Origin of the sequence: Virgibacillus subterraneus, from assembly GCF_900110695.1 — a bacterium.
GTDB classification, from domain to species: Bacteria; Bacillota; Bacilli; order Bacillales; family Amphibacillaceae; genus Lentibacillus; species Lentibacillus subterraneus.
In genome coordinates, this window is record NZ_FOEH01000001.1 from 689,582 (window position 1) to 708,355 (window position 18,774).

The following is an 18,774-nucleotide window of genomic DNA, read 5'->3' on the forward strand; positions in this document are numbered from 1 at the left end:
GGGGATCGTAATGGCTAAAGAAGTTTTCATGCCAAAGCTAAGCAGTACGATGGAAGTTGGTACGTTGCTTCAATGGTTGAAAGAAGAAGGCGATCCTGTTGAAATCGGTGAGCCTTTATTTGAAATCATGACTGACAAAATCAATATTGAAGTTGAGTCATATGAAGAAGGCGTCTTTTTAAAAAAATATTATCAAGTGGATGATGAGATACCTGTAAATGCGGTTATTGGGTATGTTGGTGAGGAAAACGAAGAGGTACCGGACGAACCGCCAGAATTAGCAGATGAGGAAGAGTCTTCTGATGCTGGTGAATCTGCTAAGGAAGCTGAGCAGCCAGCAGCTGAACAGCCAGAAGAATCTGCAACTGATAAAGTACGTGCTACGCCAGCAGCAAGGCGTGTTGCCCGGGAAAATAATATTGAATTGTCCAGTGTATCGTGTTCAGGTCCTAAGAGCCGTGTACACGAACAAGATGTTGTTAAAGCGATCAATACAAACCGTGCTACACCGCTTGCTGAAAAAATAGCTGCTGACAAAGGTGTGGATCTTACTCAGGTACAAGGATCTGGAGCTCGTGGGAAGATAGAAAAAGCAGATGTCACAGGATATGCTGCTGCTCAAACGGAACCAACTGAAGAGCCTGAACGCGTTAAGCTGAAAGGCTTGCGTAAAGCTGTTGCAGACAAGATGCTGGAAAGTACGCAGAGTATTCCGCATGTCACGCTAACAAGTGAAATTGACATGTCGCAGGTAATTGAAGTTCGTAAATCATTACTGCCGGTTATCGAAAAACAGACAGGCTATCGACTTTCTTATACTGAAATTATTATCAAAGCAACAGCACACGTATTAGGAAATCATCCGAAAGTGAATGCCTCGCTCGTTGGTGATGAAATCGTAATGAATAAAGATGTGAATATCGGATTGGCTGTAGCGGTCGAGAACGGATTGATCGTTCCATCTATTCCTGACGCTGACAAAAAAGGTCTTGCTGAATTAACTGAAGCAAGTAAAACACTAGGCTTGAAGGCACGTGATGGCAAATTGTCACCAGCTGAAATGTCCGGCAGCACGTTCAGCATCAGTAACTTAGGCATGTATGCTGTCGATGGGTTTACACCAATTATTAATCCGCCTGAAACAGCAATTCTTGGCGTCGGTCGAATCGTTGAAAAGCCAGTTGTTGTCGATGGATCGGTTGAAGTTCGACCAATGATGGTACTCAGCCTGTCATTTGATCATCGGGCAATCGACGGCGCACCAGCAGCTGCATTCCTAACAGAATTAAAAGATCGCTTAGAAAATCCATATGGTCTGTTAGTATAGGAGGTGAAATCCATGAAGACATTTGATCTAGCAATAATTGGCGGCGGCCCCGGTGGCTATGTAGCAGCAATCCGCGCTGCAAAAGAAGGCCTGAACGTAGCGCTGGTTGAAGGACGTGACCTTGGTGGAACATGCTTGAATCGAGGCTGCATTCCTTCCAAAACATTATTAAAACATGCTGAAGTAATTGAAGAAATAAAAGATTCCAGGACATATGGAATCACGGTGAATGATTTTTCCTATTCAATAGAAGAAATGGTTAACCGAAAAAATAAAGTCGTTAACCAGCTAAAAAATGGAATCAAAGGATTAATGAAACAAAATAAAATCACAGTATTTGAAGGATATGGGTATGTTGATGACAGCAAAACGGTTACTGTTAAGACTGGTAATGGCAGTGAAAAGCTGCAGGCTAATAATGTTATATTAGCGAATGGTTCGAAGCCTTTTGTCCCACCCCTACCTGGCCTGGATACTGTTGACTATTATACGAGTGATACCATTTTCGATATAAGTGAAGTTCCATCCCATATGGTAATTGTTGGAGGTGGCGTTATCGGTCTGGAAATTGCTTGTATTTTTAACAGCCTCGATACGAAGGTAGAAATCGTCGAAATGGCTGACCGTATTTTGCCTAACGAGGACCCTGATGCCGCTGATTATTTGGCGAAAGAATTCGCTAATAACGGGATTACCACTCATACAGGATCCAAGATTACCAGTTTTGAATCTGATAATGGTAAAACAACTGTTAAAATGGAGAAGAATGGCGAGACGAAAAGTATCCAGACAAACAGTGTGCTCATTTCAGTAGGAAGAACCCCGAATCTCACTGGGACAGAGGACTTGTCCGTTGATTTTGACGGTAAATTTGTCAAAGCAAACCGGGATATGAAAACTTCAATTGAAGGCATTTATGCTGTTGGCGACCTAATTGGCGGATTCCAGCTTGCCCATGCGGCAACTGACGAAGGAATCAAAGCGGTTAATCATATTTTAGGTAATTCTGCTAAAAAGGAATCGATTATACCGCGTTGTGTATATACCTTCCCTGAGATTGCCAGTGTCGGGCTAACTGAAGATCAGGCAAAAGAAGCAGGATATTGCGTGAAGGCGAAAAAAGTCGACATCGCTGCGAACGGAAAAGCGATTGCAGCAGGTGAAACAAGCGGCTTCATGAAAATTATTGCCGAGGAAAAATACGGCGAAATTCTAGGTGTTGTCATGGTTGGCGCCCATGTCACGGAAATGATCAGCCAAGCAACATCATACATGCATCTGGAAGGAACCGTAGATGAAATCGAAAGCATGGTATTCCCGCATCCAACGATATCTGAATCGTTGTTTGAAGCTGGAAGCGCATGGCTTGAAAAAGGAATACATTTTAATTAATCTAATAGTGGTCATCATTTTAAATGATGGCCAATTTTCTATGAAATGGAGAAAAAAATGAATAAGAAATTAATCTTCTTTGATATTGACGGAACCCTTCTCGATCACAATAAGCAATTACAAGCTACAGCAAAAAAAGCAATCGCTGAATTAAAGCGCAAAGGACATATCGTCGCTGCTGCGACAGGACGTGCTCCCTTCACATTCAAACCAATATTGGAAGAATTGGATATCGATACACATGTCAGTATGAACGGGCAATACGTTGTTTTTGAAAATGAAGCAATATATAAAAATCCCTTATCATCAAATGTTCTGCAAGAATTAAATAACTTTGCAGCAACCAAAAATCATCCTATTATCTATGTGAATCATGAAGATTGGTATTCCAATACGGAAAATCATCCACTGGTGAAAAGGGCAATCGACTCATTAAAAGTTGACCAGGAGTTAACCTATAATCCCAAATTCCATCATAGTGGAGAAGTATACCAAGCCCTTTTGTTCACTCCAGAGGAGAGTGAACAGGATTATTGGGAAGCATTCAAGCAGCAGCTTGAATTTATTCGTTGGCATGAGCACTCCATTGATGTCCTTCCCCACGGCGGATCAAAGGCAGCTGGTATAGAAAAATTAATCGATCATCTGCAAATTCCCGCTGATGATGTATACGCATTTGGCGATGGCCTGAATGATATTAAAATGTTGCAATCAGTCAGGAATAGCATCGCAATGGGCAATGCATCAGATGTAGTTAAGGAATCAGCCAAAATAGTAACAAAAGATGTACAAGATGATGGCATTCTGCATGGACTTAGGATGGTAGGGCTAATTAAAAGTTAATCAAACGTTTGATCAAGGCAGACTCGCTTAGGCAGGTCTGCTTTTTTTAATATGTTAGAATTCGGTATCGAGCGAGTAGCGTGTAAACTCGAGCGAGCAGCCCTCAAACTCGAGCGAGCAGAACTTAAACTCGAGCGAGCAGAACTTAAACTCGAGCGAGTAGCACCCAAACTCGAGCGAGCAGCCCTCAAACTCGAGCGAGTAGCACTCAGACTCGAGCGAGTAGCACCCAAACTCGAGCGAGCAGCCCCTAAACTCGAGCGAGTAGCACTCAAACTCGAGCGAGCAGAAATTAAACTCGAGCGAGTAGCACTTAAACTCGAGCGAGTAGCACCCAAACTCGAGCGAGCAGCCCTTAAACTCGAGCGAGCAGCCCTTAAACTCGAGCGAGTAGCACTCAGACTCGAGCGAGTAGCACCCAAACTCGAACGAACAGCCCTCAAACTCGAGCGAGCAGCCCCTAAACTCGAGCGAGTAGTCCTCAAACTCGGCCAATAACGCACTTAACTCGCGCAACTACCCTCTCCAATAATGTTAATTTTCGGCGGATGCCGAAAATCTTCTGCTTTTTAGTGAACTATTCAATAGGCCATTTTCTGCTAAAGCAGAAAATCTCTTTCTTTTAAGTACTATCGTTTCTTAAACCAGAAAAGTGGCTTTTTCAGTGAAAATAACTTTTTTCTATTTTAGATGCCACTTTTTAGTTGTGAGGTTCGATAGTATGTGTGAAAGGAGGTGAGTAACATGGCAGTAGCACAAATGGTGAACACACGTATGAGCTTGATTTTGGATGACGGTATTGACGAAGTATCAGGTAAGCAGCTTTTCAAAACGAAGAGCTTCAACAATGTAAAGATCGCCGCAACAGCTGATCAGTTATATTCAATTGCTAACGCAGTCGTCGTTTTACAGCAACGCCCACTCTTAAGTATCGAGCGAAAAGACAGTTCCGAACTAAGAGGAGCATAAACGTTCAAAGGTTTACAGAATAAGATAGAAAGGAGGGGAACTCAATGAAAAAGTTAGAGCTTAAATTCTTAAACGCTGAAGGAAAAACAGTGACATACTCTTTAGAGAAGCCAATTGAGCCAGTTGATCCAGTAGCAGTCAAGGCTGCAATGGACGAGGTCATCGCACAAGATGCATTCACATCATCAGGCGGAAATCTAGTAACTATCAAAAGCGCACGCGTAGTTGAACGCAATGTGCAGGAAGTTGAATTAGTATAATATTGAGGACCAGTGCGGGGGTGCACTGGTCCTTTAGTTCCATTAGCCCACTTCAACAAACAAATACTGACAAAATTATTTCCGGGGAAATAATTTGTTAGATATTGTCGCTAGGTTCTAGATGCTTTTTCATATTGGATGTGTTGAATTTCGACGGATACTGAAAATTTCTTCTGGAATTAATAAAATTATATTTTCCTGTCACTTAAATAGGTGAAATTTTGGCTTGGGTAAAGGAAAATTCCATTCCCTTATTTTAAGTAGAATTAAATTTCATTTTTATTGCCACTTCAGTGATTGTTGCTGATTTCCCTTATGAAGCAAAACGTTGTATTATTGCTAAAAGCGAATTAAGGAGCAATGGAAATGAATATGAAATTAAGGACTAAACCACGACCACTCCAAAAGCTTGATGCAGCGTTCCCCCGACTGTCACCACATTTTCAACAGTTGCCAGCTATGAAGGAAGATGCAGCAATCCAACAGAAAGGGTTTAGTGGGGAATTGAAGGTTGATTACTACCTGGATTATTTGGCAACAAACTATACCATTCTTCAAGATGTTTATTTGCGGGTGAACGGCAAAAATGTGCAAATTGATTCACTGGTTCTTTCACAGCAGGCGATTTATATTGTTGATTCGAAAAACTATAATGATACGATAACCTTCGATACAACCCTCAAACAAATGACCCGGAGCGACGGAAAGGTAGAGAAAGGATTCGAATATCCTATCACCCAAGTCCAAAACCAACAATTTCATCTTCAAAACTGGCTCTCCCAACAAAATCTCCCTAGCATTCCTATCTATTATTTTGTTGCTATTAGTGAACCATCTACCATAATTAAAGTGAATGGTGACACAGAAGCAGTAGGAAAAGTAGTCGCCCATGCCGCACGAATTCCCTCCATGATTATGGACAAAGAACAACAGCTTACCGATCAAATTGTTATCAAAATTCAGGACAGAAAAGTCGGAAAAATAATTCTGAATGCCTGCAATGTGTTTGATATGGATATTAACAAGAAATTCTCAATCAAGAAAATAGATCTGTCACCTGGGGTTATCTGTCCAGAATGTGGATTGCTGGGGATGGAGCGGGTGTATGGCGGGTGGAAGTGCAGGAGATGTAAAATGTTCTCGAAGAACGCTCACCTAAATGCAATATCTGATTACTTGTTATTAGTAAAACCCTACATAACAAACAGAGAATGCATGCGTTTTCTAAAATTGAACTCACGGAATGGAGCTACAAGGATACTATCAAAAAGCGGACTTATTTACGTCGAGAAAGGTAGGTATTGGGTAAAGTATCAAAAATCAGAACGACCTCACCAATATTGTTGATTTTCGGCATGAGCCGAAAATCTTCCTTCAAAAATAATAATGTAAACATCCAGCCGAGGCTGGATGTTTTCCTATTTAATTGAGTACCCAAACTCGAGCGAGCAGCCCCTAAACTCGAGCGAGGAGCCCCAAACTCGAGCGAGCACCCCTCAAACTCGAGCGAGCAAGCCTCAAACTCGAGCGAGTAGCCCCCAAACTCGAGCGAGCAAGCCTCAAACTCGAGCGAGTAGCCCCCAAACTCGAGCGAGCGCACCTCAAACTCGAGCGAGCAGCCCCTAAACTCGAGCGAGCATCCCCCAAACTCGAGCGAGCAACCCTCAAACTCGAGCGACCGCCCCACCCCAGAATCAACCCCAATACATAATTCCCACCACCATACCCCAAACTATGTAATACCTTGGTTTTGAAAATGTAAATCACAATGTTGTACATTAACTGTTCAATCACTTGTGCTGAAAACGTATACTTTATGCGTTGGTGCGGTGATATAATTAATTTAACGGAGGGAGGGGAGACATTGTGCCACTTAGTGAGCGGGATAATAAAGTCCTGGATGAACTAATTAGTAATCCTGGTGTGACGAGTTTGGCGATTGAGAAGAAATATAATTTAACGCGTCGACAGCTTGGTTACAGCATTAATAAAATTAATGATTGGCTAATGCGTAAAGACCTTCCGAGTATTGAAAGAACAAGACAAGGATATTTTGTTATCGATCAATCCGTTTTTACTATGTATAGTATCGAGAATGAAAGCGCTCCAGTGGATACAGCGATTTTGACTGGTGAACAGCGGGTTCAAATCATTATCATGATGCTGTTGAGCACGGAAGAGGAATTATCGCTAAATCACTTTTCAATTGAATTGGATGTGAGTAAGAATACAGTTCTTAGTGATTTAAAGGATGCACAGGTTTTCCTGGATAATTATGATTTGAATCTTCGTTATTCGCGAAAATTCGGGTATTTGATTGAGGGCAAGGAGTTCAAGATTCGCAATTTACTCATTTATGCAACGTACCAGATGCTATCCATGCCTGATGGAGAGCGACAGTTGAAGAAGCTGGCTTCGATTGATGAACAGGAAGTAGCTGAATATTACGAGCGGATTGAAAATGTTGAGAATAAGCTTGATCTGAAGTTCACGGATGAGAAGCTTGGGACTATGCCATATGTGCTTATTTTGATTCTGAGAAGGATTGAACAGGGGCATGCTGTCAATATTTTTTCCATAGAATATGAAGAGCTCTCCAATACGAAGGAATATCAGGCAACTGAAGAGATTTTCCAGGAAGCTGACAAGATTCCAATGGAGGAGCGCTTGTTCATCACATTGCATTTATTGACAACGAATGTTTACAGGACAGACTTCCCGACAGATGAAGATGTCATTCCAAATCTGGTTCCGGTGATTGATAATATGCTGCGCCTGTTTGAAAAAAGTGCTTGTATTTATCTGCAGGATCGTGGATTGCTTTTGGATAAATTGCTGCAGCATATCAAGCCAGCCTATTACCGTATTAAGTATCAGCTGTCGGAAACGATTTCGCTTCAGGGTTCATTAAGCAAAGAATTCAAGGAGTTGCACCATTTGGTTAAACGGTCAACAGGACCATTGGCAGATTTGGTTGGCAGCCCGATTCCTGATAGTGAAATCGCGTATATCACGATGCTGATCGGTGGCTGGATGAAACGCCAAGGGGAAAGCATTGAGAAGAAGACAAAAGCAATTGTTGTTTGTCCGCAGGGTATATCGGTATCAAGACTGATGTTTAACGAGTTAAGTGAACTTTTTCCAGAGTTTGTCTTTCTCGACTCACTGTCAGTTCGTGAGTTCCTGAATTATAAATTGGATTATGACATTGTGTTTGCACCGACATTTTTGGAAACGGATAAAAAATTATTTATTGCAAAGGCATTTCTTGGACGTGAGGAAAAGAAACGCCTTCGGAAGCAGGTAATGCTTGAGCTGCATGGCTATTTACCGCATGATCTGAATGTCGAAGAGCTGATGGCGATTATTCGCAATCATTCATCGATTGAAAATGAACAAGCATTAGCTGAGGAATTACAACGCTATGTAAAAAGGGATGATGATTCATCGATTAGCCAGAATACGGTCCGTAAAACGAGGAACTTGGATGAGCTAATTAAGCCAGGCACCATTACATTGAAAAAAAGCGCTGAATCCTGGGAAGAAGCGGTCCGCCTGAGTGCACAGCCGCTGGTTGAAAGAGGCGCGGTCACCCCGGAATATGTTGACGCCATGCTTCGCTATTCAAATGAAGATCCATACATTGTGATCGGACCGAATATAGCTATTCCGCATGCATCACCTGAGGACGGGGTCAACAGAGTTGGAATGAGCTTATTGAGGTTAGAAGAAGGCGTTACGTTTTCATCGGATTACTACATTCATTTAATTATTGTTATTGCGGCGGTTGATAAACAACAGCATCTGCATGCGCTTATGCAGCTAATGGAACTTTCTGGATCACAGCAGGACCGCAATCAGCTGATTAATGCTCAAACGATAGAAGCCATTCATGCCATTATACAATCGTATTCGAAAGATTGAGCGAGTGGTCCGTACAGCATAGAAAAGGAGTGTCGAAATTGGGCGAATTATATTTTGATGAATCTGTCATTCTATTAAATGTAGAAGGCGATTCAAAGGAAGCTATTTTAGCAAAAATGGGTAAGAATCTGGCAGATAAACAGCTGGTAAAAGCAAGTTTTACGGATGCAATTATTGCCAGAGAAGGTGAATTTGCCACTGGCCTGCCAACTGGTGAAGTGTCAGTCGCCATCCCACATACAGATGTGGAACATGTTAACCAAAAAACAATCAGTGTCGGTATTTTAAAAGACCCGATTGATTTTTGTGTGATGGGTGGCGATGACAGTGAAATAACACCAGTCAAGGTTGTCTTTATGCTGGCAATGGATGAGGCCCATTCACAGCTATCATTGCTGCAGAAATTGATGCAGGTTTTCCAGAATCAGGAAACATTGCAGCAGCTGGTTAATTCAGCAGATAAAACTGAAATCAAACAATTACTGGAGGCTAAGTTAGATTTAGCAGCCCTTAAAGGAGGTGAGTCGAAATGAAAAAGAAACAAGTATTAGTAGCATGTGGCGCTGGTATTGCAACATCAACAGTTGTTAATGGAGCAATCGAGGATATGGAAAAAGAACATGGTCTTAGCTTGGACATCAGACAAATCAAAATTGCAGAAGTAAACAGCTATATTGATACAGCTGACTTACTCGTAACAACAGCAATGACTAAAAAGGAATATCCATTCCCAGTCATTAATGCTCGCTCATTCCTGACAGGTATTGGGACAGAAGATACAAAGAAACAAATCTTAGAAGAACTGCAAAAATAATAAACTGACAATCTCGGTTTCTTGTATCAAAAGAAATCGAGATTCACATCACAGTATGAGGAGGAAGAACAATGCAAGGTTTTGTTGATTTTATTCAAGCCTTTTTGGATCTTGGAGCTACCGTTATTTTACCTGTTGTTATATTCTTATTAGGTCTATTATTCGGGCAGAAGCCAGGTAAAGCATTCCGATCCGGTCTAACAATAGGGGTAGCATTTGTCGGTATCTTCCTAGTCGTTGATTTGCTGGTTAATAACTTGGGACCAGCTGCACAAGGAATGGTTGATCGGCTCGGAGTTGAATTGAACGTCATTGATGTTGGGTGGCCTGCTACATCATCCATCGCTTGGGCATCTACAGTAGCAGCATTTATCATACCACTTGGCCTGATTGTAAACGTTGCCATGCTATTAACCAAAACAACAAAAACTATGAACGTTGATATTTGGAACTTCTGGCACTACACGTTTATGGCAGCACTTGTTTACACAATTTCAGGCAGTATCATTCAAGGACTAATCGCTGCGGTGATTTTCCAAATAGTAACACTGAAAGTTGCTGACTGGACAGCACCTATGGTAAGCGATTTCTATGAGTTACCAGGTGTGTCGATTGCAACAGGAAGTACAATTTCTTACGCGCCAGGAATCTGGTTAGTAAAATTACTTCAAAAAGTTCCTGGTCTGAAAAATTTGAATGCTGACCCGGACACAATTCAAAAACGATTTGGTATTTTTGGTGAATCAATCTTTATCGGACTGTTCCTAGGTGCAGCAATTGGTGCATTAGCAGGATACAGTGTCGGTGACGTTATTGACATTGGTATGTCAATGGCAGCCGTTATGGTGTTAATGCCGAAAATGGTTAAGATCCTGATGGAAGGGCTAATGCCTGTATCAGAATCTGCACGTGAGTGGTTGAATAAACACTTTGGTGATAAAGAAATCCATATTGGACTTGACGCAGCAGTATTACTTGGACATCCTTCTGTTATTGCAACAGCATTAATTCTTGTTCCAATTACAGTATTGCTAGCAGTTATCCTTCCTGGTAACGCATTATTACCGTTTGGTGACTTGGCTACAATTCCATTTGTTGTCGCATTTATCGTCGGTGCAGCAAGAGGTAACATTGTGCACTCGGTAATTGTTGGTACGATTATGATTGCATTATCGCTTTATATGGCAACAGATATTGCACCAATCTTTACGGAAATGGCACAAAATGCACAATTTGAAATGCCTGAAGGATCAGCCAAAATCTCAAGTATCGACCAAGGTGGTAACCTGGTGAACTGGATTATTTGGAAATTCTTTGCACTATTTAACTAAATTTTTCCTCTAAATTTACCATTAAATGTGTTGGCTGTTTTTTGAATGTTTGTTGTTGAATAACTAAACTGCGTCATAGACTTTCGCTCCGGAAATACACTGCGCTTTCCGCGGGCGGCTGGTGAGCCCACGGAAAGCGAGCATATTCCAGCTGCGTGGTCAGAGAACTACACTAGACTAATCAATCACCCTAAGTCTATGACGCAGTTCATATCTAAATCAAAGCATAAAACAACAAAACATAAAAAAGCCACTGTAATCGAACATGATAGGAGGAGTCATCAATGAAAGCTTTAGTCAAAAGAGAACATGGATTTGGAAACCTAGAGATCCAGGATAAACCAGAACCGCAAGCCGGCAAAGATCAAGTCAAAATCAAAGTAAAATATGCAGGTATCTGCGGTTCCGATATCCACACGTACGAAGGTCATTACAAGGTTGCAGTCCCTGTTACATTAGGACATGAATTTTCCGGTGAAGTTGTTGACGTTGGAGAAGGCGTCACAGAGTTCAAACCAGGTGACCGCGTCACATCAGAAACAACATTCTATATTTGCGGCGAATGCGAGTATTGCCAAGCAGGCGACTACAATCTCTGTAATCATCGTAAAGGACTTGGAACACAGCAGGATGGCGGTTTTGCCAAGTATTTGGTTGCCCGTAAAGACAGCCTGCATCATTTGCCAGAAAATGTTTCATACGAGGATGCTGCTATGACCGAACCATTGGCATGTACGCATCACGCAGTTTACAAAACAGATATTAAAGAAGGTGATATAGTTGTCGTCATTGGTCCAGGACCGATCGGGCTATTCACAGCACAGGTTGCCAAAAGCCGCGGTGCAAAAGTCATTATTACCGGCTTAACAAATGACCAGGTTCGCCTCGATAAAGCAGAAGAGCTTGGCATCGACAACGTTGTTAATATTCAAAAACAGGATGTCAAAGAAGTTGTTAACAGCCTGACAAATGGCTATGGCGCAGATGTTGTGTTTGAATGCTCTGGTGCCATTCCTGCTGCAAAACAAGGACTTGATCTGCTGCGCAAAAAAGGGCAATACGCACAAGTTGGTATTTTCCCAGCATCAGAAATCCAATTTGATATGGAAAAAGTCATTCAAAAAGAAATCCGAGTTGTCGGCAGCAGAAGCCAGAAACCGGCAGACTGGGAGCCATCTCTGGAATTAATCAATAATGGTTCCGTTAATGCAACGGATATGATCACACATGAATTTGATATTACCCAATGGGATGAGGCTTATAAAGCCATCAAAGACGGGGATGGAATCAAAGTATTACTGACACCTGTTGATTAAACATGGGAAGTGAGCTGGTAAAATGGATGAACAAAAACTGACCGATATTATTGACTATACACTGCTGAACCCAACTGTGAGCAAGGCAGATATTAAGGCTTTTTGTCAGGAAACGATTGAATATGGATTTAAGACAGTATTCGTCAATCCGTACTATGTGCCATATGCTTATGAGCTATTGTCACCACACAACATTAAAGTCGGTGTGCCAATTGGCTTCTCATTAGGCGGTGCTACAACGAAGACAAAAGTTGCCGAGACAAAAGAAGCGATTGAAAACGGTGCTGAAGAGATTGATATGCTGATCAATTTAGGTGCACTGAAGTCACAGGAATATGATGTTGTAAGAGAAGATATTGCTGAAGTAGTTAACGCATCTAAAGGCCTGACAACGAAAGTAATCATTGAGACAGCACTGTTAACGGAAAACGAAAAAGTCAAAGCTGCCAAGCTGATTGTCGAAGCAGGTGCAGACTTTGTCAAAACGGCAACAGGCTTTAATGGTGGCGGTGCTACTGTTGAAGATGTGAAACTATTGCGTTCTGTTGTCGGACCTGATTTCGGTGTGAAAGCTGCTGGTGGTGTTCGCACCTACGATGATGCAATCGCAATTGTCGAAGCAGGTGCAGACCGCATTGGAGCAAGTGGTGCCATAGCAATTGTTACTGGTGAAACATCAAACGCTAACTATTAATCAGTGGACGATCGGGTATTAAAGCCCGATTGATCCCATTAGAAAAGAGGGTTAAAAATGGTCGACGCAATGTTGGAAGTTATGCTTGGACCTTTACGCGGAATAAGTGATTTTTACCTCGACTATCAAATCTATTTCAATACAATCATTGTAGGATTTGCATTATATAAAATCTTGTCTAGTAAAAAAAAGACAGAAGAAACAGCTAACTAATCACAACTAGAAAGGGTGATAGAAATGAGATCCCTTAATCTTTATGATGAACAGGATATCCGTTTTGAAGAATCAGCAAAACCAGTCATTGAACAAGCAGATGACGTGATTATTAAGGTGAAGGCTGTTGGGATATGCGGTTCCGATATTTCACGCTACAAAAAATTGGGACCATATGTTGAAGGCATGACATTCGGCCATGAGTTTTCAGGCGAAGTCACAGCCGTTGGCGCAGGTGTGAAAAACGTTAAACCAGGTGACCGAGTGTCCGGCTGTCCTGCTTTTTATTGCGGTGAATGTGAAAGCTGCCAAAAAGGAGAACCATCACGCTGTGAGAAATTGCATGTCATTGGTGCGCGCGTACCAGGTGCATATGCAGAATTTGTAAAACTGCCAGAGGAAAACATTGTACCAATTCCAGATAATGTGGACTACGATACAGCAGCCCTGGTAGAACCATCCTCGGTCGTAGCGCATGGCTTTTACCGCACAAGTATCCAGCCAGGAGCCGAAGTGGCCATCATGGGATGTGGCAGTATCGGATTGCTCGCCGTCCAATGGGCAAAAATATTCGGTGCAAAGAAAGTTTATGCAATTGATATCGATGACACGAAGCTTGAAGTTGCCAAAGAAGTCGGTGCGGATGTGCTAATCAATTCATTGGAAAAACCAGCACATGAACAAATCGAAGCACATACAAACGGTAAAGGGGTTGACCTCGCTGTCGAATCAGCAGGATCTCCAATCACATCGGCCCAAGTATTCGCCCTGCCAAAAAAAGGCGGAGAAGTTGTCTTCATGGGTATCCCATATGCCGACATTAAAATCGAGCGCTTTTACTTTGAACGTATCGTCCGCAATGAATTAAACGTGCTCGGATCCTGGAATGCGCTATCCTCACCGTTCCCAGGAAAAGAATGGAGTTCATCCGTCCACTACATGAGCACAGGACAAATTAACGTCAAACCAATGATCTCCCACCGCCTGAACTTGCAGGAAGGGCCAGAAACCTTTGACAACCTGATTAACCGCAAAGGATCATATGTCAAAGTACTCTTCTATCCAGAACTAGGATAATCACGCGTCCATGTGGGCGCTTTTTTATTTGTAGCAGAAAATTGATGCTGCTGTCGCGCAAACTCGAGCGAGCAACCCTCAAACTCGAGCGAGCAGCACTCAAACTCGAGCGAGCAGCTCCCAAACTCGAGCGAGCAGCCTTCAAACTTGAGAGAGTAGCCCTCAAACCCGAGCGAGAAGCTCCCAAACTCGAGCGAGCAGCCCTCAAACTCGAGCGAGCAGCCCTCAAACTCGAGCGAGCAACACTCAAACTCGAGCGAGCAACCCCCAAACTCGAGCGAGCAACACCCAAACTCGAGCGAGCACCCCCAAAACTCGAGCGAGCAAGCCCCAAACTCGAGCGAGTAGCCCCCAAACTCGAGCGAGCAAGCCCGCAAACTTGCGCAAAAAACAGCCCCGTCCGAGTAAGCCTTCCCCAAGCAGATCTCAATATAGATAGAGTGACAGCTACCGTATAGTTGAAGGGTGATTTTCGGCATTTGCCGAAAATCTTCTACTTTATCTAATCAATTCAATAGGATATTTTCTGCTAAAGCAGAAAATTACCTTCCCAGTAAATAAAAAACCATCCAGCACCTGCTGAATGTTCCCCTTATCTCTAGTATTCTTGCATATATTGGTACTTAGTTATTAACTCATCTAATTCTTGACTATATTTTAATGTTTCTCTTGCTGTTAGGCCGAAAGTTTCGGCTATCTTTATCATTTTGTCTTTCTTATTTTCAATATTTCGTAACAGCTCATCTGTATACTCGGCATGGGTATCTATTATACAACATCTCCTTAATTTGCCAAATCACAATCCTAAGCTAGAAACATGAGCTAGAATATAATAGCATGAAGTAATTTAGGTCTTAGATTTATATTAGAATCTTTGTAATAGGGTATTATCTAGTCTAATTGTACCACTTCTTATTTATTATATCGACAATAATTAGAAAATATTAACATTATACCGAATGACTATAGCACAAAACTGTGGGATAGCAACCAACCTCGTGCAATCGCCACGCCATTAAAAAAACATCCAGCATCAGCTGGATGTTCTTCTTCACACTTAAAACCTAGTAAAACCGCTTAAACCCATCGAAGTGCTTGCTCCAGTAAGAGTTATCCAAACTAGTAATCTTCACGCCACTTGAGCCGGCGTGGATGAATTCGTTGTTACCTAGATAGATTCCCATATGTGATATCCCGGACTTATAGGTGTTCTCGAAGAATACGAGATCGCCTACTTGTGGTTTATTAATATAGAATGAGCGGTTGTAGTAGCCTTCAGTCGATAGTCGGCTTATGTCTTTTCCAGCCTCACTATACGCATAATAAATAAATCCGCTGCAATCAAAGCCGCTTGGTGACTCGCCACCCCATGCGTAGCCTGCACCGTTTACACTCTTAGCACCGCTTATCAATTTATTAACGTTATAGTCAACATCAGCAGTAGGCGCGCTCGTATCGCCTCCATCATCAGTAGTCGACTTCCCGCCGATATTCAGCTTCTGGCCAATCAATATCAAATCTGAACTCAGCCCGTTCCACTTCTTTAACTGAGCAACACTGACACCATTACGCGATCCAATCGCAGACAAGCTGTCACCTGACTTAACGGTGTACACTTTCGATGATGCAACTTCCTTATCTGGAGCAGGGCTCACATCAGGCTGCCCGCTATCACCGTCCCCACCCTTGGAAACCACAAACTCGTTCCCAGGATAAATCAGCGTTGTATCCAATTCATTCCATTTCATTAACTTAGCTAGAGAAATATTATGTTTGCTTGCGATGCCGCTCAGTGTGTCACCACTCTTAACGGTATATGTAGTAGATTGCGTTGTAATAGTAGTAGAATTAGAGTTTGATGTATTAGTAGATTTGGATGTTTCAATTACTTGATTTGGGAAAATAATATTTCCTGATAGACTGTTCCATGATCTAAGCTGTCCGACACTAACATCGTATTTATGTGCGATTGCCCACAATGAATCACCGCTTTTCACCTTATACGATGCTGCATCTGCATCTTCTGCACCGACAAATGCTGAGGCAATTACCGCACTTGCAGTTACCGACATGAATAATTTCTTGTTGTTCAAATTTTCAATACTCCCTTCAATATAAAGTGCGTTAATTATAGCATGATTCTACATATTTTAATAGATTCCATTAGAAATAGGAAAATAGTAATAGACACAATTTAAAAAAACAATCGAATTTTACACAATTTATGTTATAACGTCGAAATAGATAATATGTAACATATTTAAAATAGGGTATCATCTACGAATAAACGGAGGTACAAGATATTCCAATCCAGGCCGCAAGAATATTAGGAGTATCTCCAAATCTAGTTTTAAAGCATAGGGAAGCGAGAGGAGAAGAGGCGTTTCTATTGCTTTACATGGTACTCCGTTCATTTTGCACAGGATGCACAAGAACATTTCACATGCATACTCAGCAAGTGCCAACTGTTTCATTAGGAAGACGAGACACGAAATCTGCCTTAATATTGTCGCTAATTTATGTGTGTTATAATAAAGTAAGTTTACTATTATAAACTGAAATTTTACTGATAAAGGAACGGTGGTTGAAATTGGTAAAGCAAAAGTATTGGGTGCCGGCGCTGGAAAGGGCAAACCTGATTATTGAACAAGTTGCTAAGAATCCGGATGGGTTAAGGTTGATTGATTTATCAAATCGATTAGAAATAAATAAAAGTTCTATGTATTCTTTATTAAATACAATGGAGACGTTAGGCTGGATCGAAAAAGGACAGAATGAGAAATATAATCTGGGCTCAGTTTTAGGATTTATCGGTTCCACTTATTTAAATCAATTCAATATTATGGAAACGTTTTCTAGTGAGGCTAAAAAGGCAATCCAAATCGTTGATGAACATATTCAGTTAGGCAAACTAATGGGTGGCGATGTTTTTTATATCGGTAGGGAAGAAGGAAGCTCACCGGTCAGACTTGTTACAGATCCAGGAACCCGATTTGCGGCGTACGCTTCCGCAATCGGAAAGATTCAGTTGGCGCAGTATGAATTTGACGAACTAAAAGAAATTTATAAAGATGAATCATTTAAAAAGAAAACGGACTATACAGTGGAAAATATTGAACAGTTATGGGACCAGTTACAAAAGGCAAAATTAGATGGATATGTGGTTGAAGAACAGGAGGGTGCTGAGGGGTTTTATTGTGTAGGAGCGCCTGTTTATGATCATAGCAATAGAATTGTTTATGGCATAAGTTTTACTATGCCGAAAACGAGTTGGATAAAGAAGAAAGAAATAGCAACCACAGAAATTATTGAATTAGCAAACAAACTATCTAAGATAAGCGGCTATTTAGGATAAAATAATGAAGGTATTAATGATGTCATATTCCTGATTGAATGGTATATGGCATTTTTTTATTGGTTAGAAAACACTAAAAATTGAGCGCATAAGCGTAGCTAAGGTTTCCCAATTAAGTCTTAACGATAAGCCAAGTTTTCAAAGTTGAAGAAGGTTAAAAATTATTTGACAATAAATTGTCTTATGTTACTATATTAAATAGTTCATTTAATAAAACTAAGTTTATTATAATAAACTTAGAAAAAAAGGGGAGATTCTACTAAAAGTTAGATAATCTACCACTTGATTAAAACTTTTTGGAAACGTTATCAAATTTAATATTAACTAACAAGGAGTGGAAACATGAAATTACTCACATTCGAATTAAAGGAACAAGAAAGAATTGGTATTCAGGAAGACACAAATGTATATGACTTGGGGAAATTAGTAGATTTATATAATGAAGCAACCAATCAGAATGTTTCATTAGTAAATAATTTGGATGAATTGGTGGTTAATAATGATAAAACATTGCCTGTTATTAACAAGGTCTGGAAGTGGGCAAAAGAAAACGCAGATACAGTAACGGGAGCGGTTTATCGTTATGAGGACGTCAAGGTATTGAATCCGGTATCTCGTCCAGGAAAAGTAGTTTGTGTAGGAAATAATTATATGGACCATTGTATTGAACAGAATGTGGAACCACCAAAACAACCGATGATTTTTTCAAAATGGGCTTCATGTCTAACAGCTCCTGGTGAAGCGATTAAATTACCTGAGGAATCAGAACAGGTGGATTATGAAGCAGAGCTTGCAGTTGTCATTGGGAAGAAAGGTAGGAATATCCCTGAAGAAGATGCAATGGATCATGTCTTTGGTTACACAATCATTAATGATGTCAGTGCCAGGGATGTACAATTTGCAGATGTACAGTGGGTAAGAGGAAAATCCTATGATACGTTTGCACCACTTGGTCCTGTGATTGTTACAAAAGAGGATATTGAAGATCCGCATCATTTGGATATCAAACTTGATTTGAATGGGGAAAGACTGCAGGATTCAAATACGAAACACTTAATATTTAATATTCCATTCATCATTTCATATCTGTCAAAAGGTTTCACATTTGAACCTGGGGATATCATTGCAACCGGAACACCTCATGGGGTAGGCGTTTTCCGTAATCCGCAGTTATTTTTAAAATCGGGTGATACATGCAAAATTGAGATAGAGAATATTGGAGTACTGGAAAATCCAGTTCGATAACAACGAAGGGGGAA

Annotated in this window: 21 protein-coding genes; 16 read left to right on the forward strand and 5 right to left on the reverse strand. The window is 41.1% G+C overall.

Annotation, left to right across the window (positions count from 1 at the left end):
• Positions 1 to 10 precede the first annotated feature (10 nt).
• From BMY13_RS03280 to BMY13_RS03290, 3 genes are read left to right on the forward strand one after another with little or no spacing between them, the layout of a single operon-like run.
• Positions 11 to 1,327: a dihydrolipoamide acetyltransferase family protein gene (locus tag BMY13_RS03280; protein WP_092502509.1), complete on the forward strand. Its 1,317-nt coding sequence runs from the start codon at positions 11 to 13 to the stop codon at positions 1,325 to 1,327.
• Positions 1,328 to 1,339: 12 nt separating this feature from the next.
• On the forward strand, positions 1,340 to 2,719 hold the full coding sequence (lpdA, locus tag BMY13_RS03285) for a dihydrolipoyl dehydrogenase (RefSeq protein ID WP_092502511.1): 1,380 nt from the start codon (positions 1,340 to 1,342) through the stop codon (positions 2,717 to 2,719).
• A 57-nt stretch (positions 2,720 to 2,776) separates the two neighbouring features.
• Positions 2,777 to 3,562 (forward strand): Cof-type HAD-IIB family hydrolase, encoded by a 786-nt coding sequence (locus BMY13_RS03290; RefSeq protein ID WP_092502513.1) that lies wholly within the window; start codon positions 2,777 to 2,779, stop codon positions 3,560 to 3,562.
• A gap of 54 nt (positions 3,563 to 3,616) precedes the next feature.
• Here BMY13_RS03290 and BMY13_RS19180 read toward each other — a convergent pair whose 3' ends face one another.
• Positions 3,617 to 4,078, reverse strand: a complete 462-nt coding sequence (locus BMY13_RS19180; RefSeq protein ID WP_139184792.1) for a hypothetical protein — start codon at positions 4,076 to 4,078, stop codon at positions 3,617 to 3,619.
• 228 nt (positions 4,079 to 4,306) lie between these two features.
• Here BMY13_RS19180 and BMY13_RS03300 point away from each other — a divergent pair, with 228 nt between their 5' ends.
• The 3 genes from BMY13_RS03300 to BMY13_RS03310 all read left to right on the forward strand — a co-directional run bounded on the left by BMY13_RS03300 (position 4,307) and on the right by BMY13_RS03310 (position 6,138).
• Entirely contained in the window at positions 4,307 to 4,531 is a 225-nt protein-coding gene (locus BMY13_RS03300; RefSeq protein WP_092502517.1) for a DUF1659 domain-containing protein, read from the forward strand.
• A 44-nt stretch (positions 4,532 to 4,575) separates the two neighbouring features.
• Entirely contained in the window at positions 4,576 to 4,791 is a 216-nt protein-coding gene (locus BMY13_RS03305) for a DUF2922 domain-containing protein (protein WP_092491592.1), read from the forward strand.
• A 366-nt stretch (positions 4,792 to 5,157) separates the two neighbouring features.
• On the forward strand, positions 5,158 to 6,138 hold the full coding sequence (locus tag BMY13_RS03310; protein WP_092502519.1) for a nuclease-related domain-containing protein: 981 nt from the start codon (positions 5,158 to 5,160) through the stop codon (positions 6,136 to 6,138).
• Here the strand turns inward: BMY13_RS03310 and BMY13_RS19405 are convergent.
• Positions 6,068 to 6,478 carry a hypothetical protein gene (locus tag BMY13_RS19405; protein ID WP_175476695.1) on the reverse strand — a complete coding sequence of 137 codons (411 nt, stop codon included), beginning with the start codon at positions 6,476 to 6,478 and terminating at the stop codon, positions 6,068 to 6,070. The genes BMY13_RS03310 and BMY13_RS19405 overlap by 71 nt on opposite strands.
• A gap of 179 nt (positions 6,479 to 6,657) precedes the next feature.
• On the opposite strand from BMY13_RS19405, the gene BMY13_RS03315 reads away from it, so the two are divergent.
• From BMY13_RS03315 to BMY13_RS03345, 8 genes are all read left to right on the forward strand, one after another.
• Positions 6,658 to 8,715: a BglG family transcription antiterminator gene (locus tag BMY13_RS03315; RefSeq protein WP_092502521.1), complete on the forward strand. Its 2,058-nt coding sequence runs from the start codon at positions 6,658 to 6,660 to the stop codon at positions 8,713 to 8,715.
• A gap of 38 nt (positions 8,716 to 8,753) precedes the next feature.
• Positions 8,754 to 9,248, forward strand: coding sequence for a PTS sugar transporter subunit IIA (locus tag BMY13_RS03320; RefSeq protein ID WP_092502523.1), 495 nt, complete (start codon positions 8,754 to 8,756; stop codon positions 9,246 to 9,248).
• Positions 9,245 to 9,529: a PTS sugar transporter subunit IIB gene (locus BMY13_RS03325; protein ID WP_092491597.1), complete on the forward strand. Its 285-nt coding sequence runs from the start codon at positions 9,245 to 9,247 to the stop codon at positions 9,527 to 9,529. The genes BMY13_RS03320 and BMY13_RS03325 overlap by 4 nt, the downstream gene beginning before the upstream one ends.
• A gap of 71 nt (positions 9,530 to 9,600) precedes the next feature.
• Positions 9,601 to 10,860: a galactitol-specific PTS transporter subunit IIC gene (locus BMY13_RS03330; RefSeq protein WP_092491598.1), complete on the forward strand. Its 1,260-nt coding sequence runs from the start codon at positions 9,601 to 9,603 to the stop codon at positions 10,858 to 10,860.
• Positions 10,861 to 11,144: 284 nt separating this feature from the next.
• Positions 11,145 to 12,176, forward strand: coding sequence for a zinc-binding dehydrogenase (locus tag BMY13_RS03335; RefSeq protein WP_092502525.1), 1,032 nt, complete (start codon positions 11,145 to 11,147; stop codon positions 12,174 to 12,176).
• 22 nt (positions 12,177 to 12,198) lie between these two features.
• Positions 12,199 to 12,870: a deoxyribose-phosphate aldolase gene (deoC, locus tag BMY13_RS03340; protein WP_092502527.1), complete on the forward strand. Its 672-nt coding sequence runs from the start codon at positions 12,199 to 12,201 to the stop codon at positions 12,868 to 12,870.
• Positions 12,871 to 12,927: 57 nt separating this feature from the next.
• The gene (locus BMY13_RS19410; protein WP_175476696.1) at positions 12,928 to 13,083 is read left to right on the forward strand and encodes a hypothetical protein; all 156 of its coding nucleotides are present in this window, start codon (positions 12,928 to 12,930) and stop codon (positions 13,081 to 13,083) included.
• 24 nt (positions 13,084 to 13,107) lie between these two features.
• On the forward strand, positions 13,108 to 14,160 hold the full coding sequence (locus BMY13_RS03345) for a galactitol-1-phosphate 5-dehydrogenase (RefSeq protein WP_092502529.1): 1,053 nt from the start codon (positions 13,108 to 13,110) through the stop codon (positions 14,158 to 14,160).
• Here the strand turns inward: BMY13_RS03345 and BMY13_RS19190 are convergent.
• From BMY13_RS19190 to BMY13_RS03360, 3 genes are all read right to left on the reverse strand, one after another.
• Positions 14,142 to 14,639 (reverse strand): hypothetical protein, encoded by a 498-nt coding sequence (locus BMY13_RS19190; protein WP_139184793.1) that lies wholly within the window; start codon positions 14,637 to 14,639, stop codon positions 14,142 to 14,144. The genes BMY13_RS03345 and BMY13_RS19190 overlap by 19 nt on opposite strands.
• Positions 14,640 to 14,758: 119 nt before the next feature.
• Positions 14,759 to 14,932 (reverse strand): aspartyl-phosphate phosphatase Spo0E family protein, encoded by a 174-nt coding sequence (locus tag BMY13_RS19880; protein WP_342728541.1) that lies wholly within the window; start codon positions 14,930 to 14,932, stop codon positions 14,759 to 14,761.
• A 292-nt stretch (positions 14,933 to 15,224) separates the two neighbouring features.
• On the reverse strand, positions 15,225 to 16,253 hold the full coding sequence (locus BMY13_RS03360; RefSeq protein ID WP_092502535.1) for a C40 family peptidase: 1,029 nt from the start codon (positions 16,251 to 16,253) through the stop codon (positions 15,225 to 15,227).
• Between the two features lie 497 nt (positions 16,254 to 16,750).
• Between BMY13_RS03360 and BMY13_RS03365 the strand changes: the two genes are divergently transcribed.
• Complete coding sequence (locus BMY13_RS03365) at positions 16,751 to 17,515, forward strand: IclR family transcriptional regulator (protein ID WP_092491617.1); 765 nt, start codon at positions 16,751 to 16,753, stop codon at positions 17,513 to 17,515.
• A gap of 342 nt (positions 17,516 to 17,857) precedes the next feature.
• Positions 17,858 to 18,760 (forward strand): fumarylacetoacetate hydrolase family protein, encoded by a 903-nt coding sequence (locus tag BMY13_RS03370; RefSeq protein WP_092502537.1) that lies wholly within the window; start codon positions 17,858 to 17,860, stop codon positions 18,758 to 18,760.
• The last annotated feature ends 14 nt before the right edge of the window (positions 18,761 to 18,774 follow it).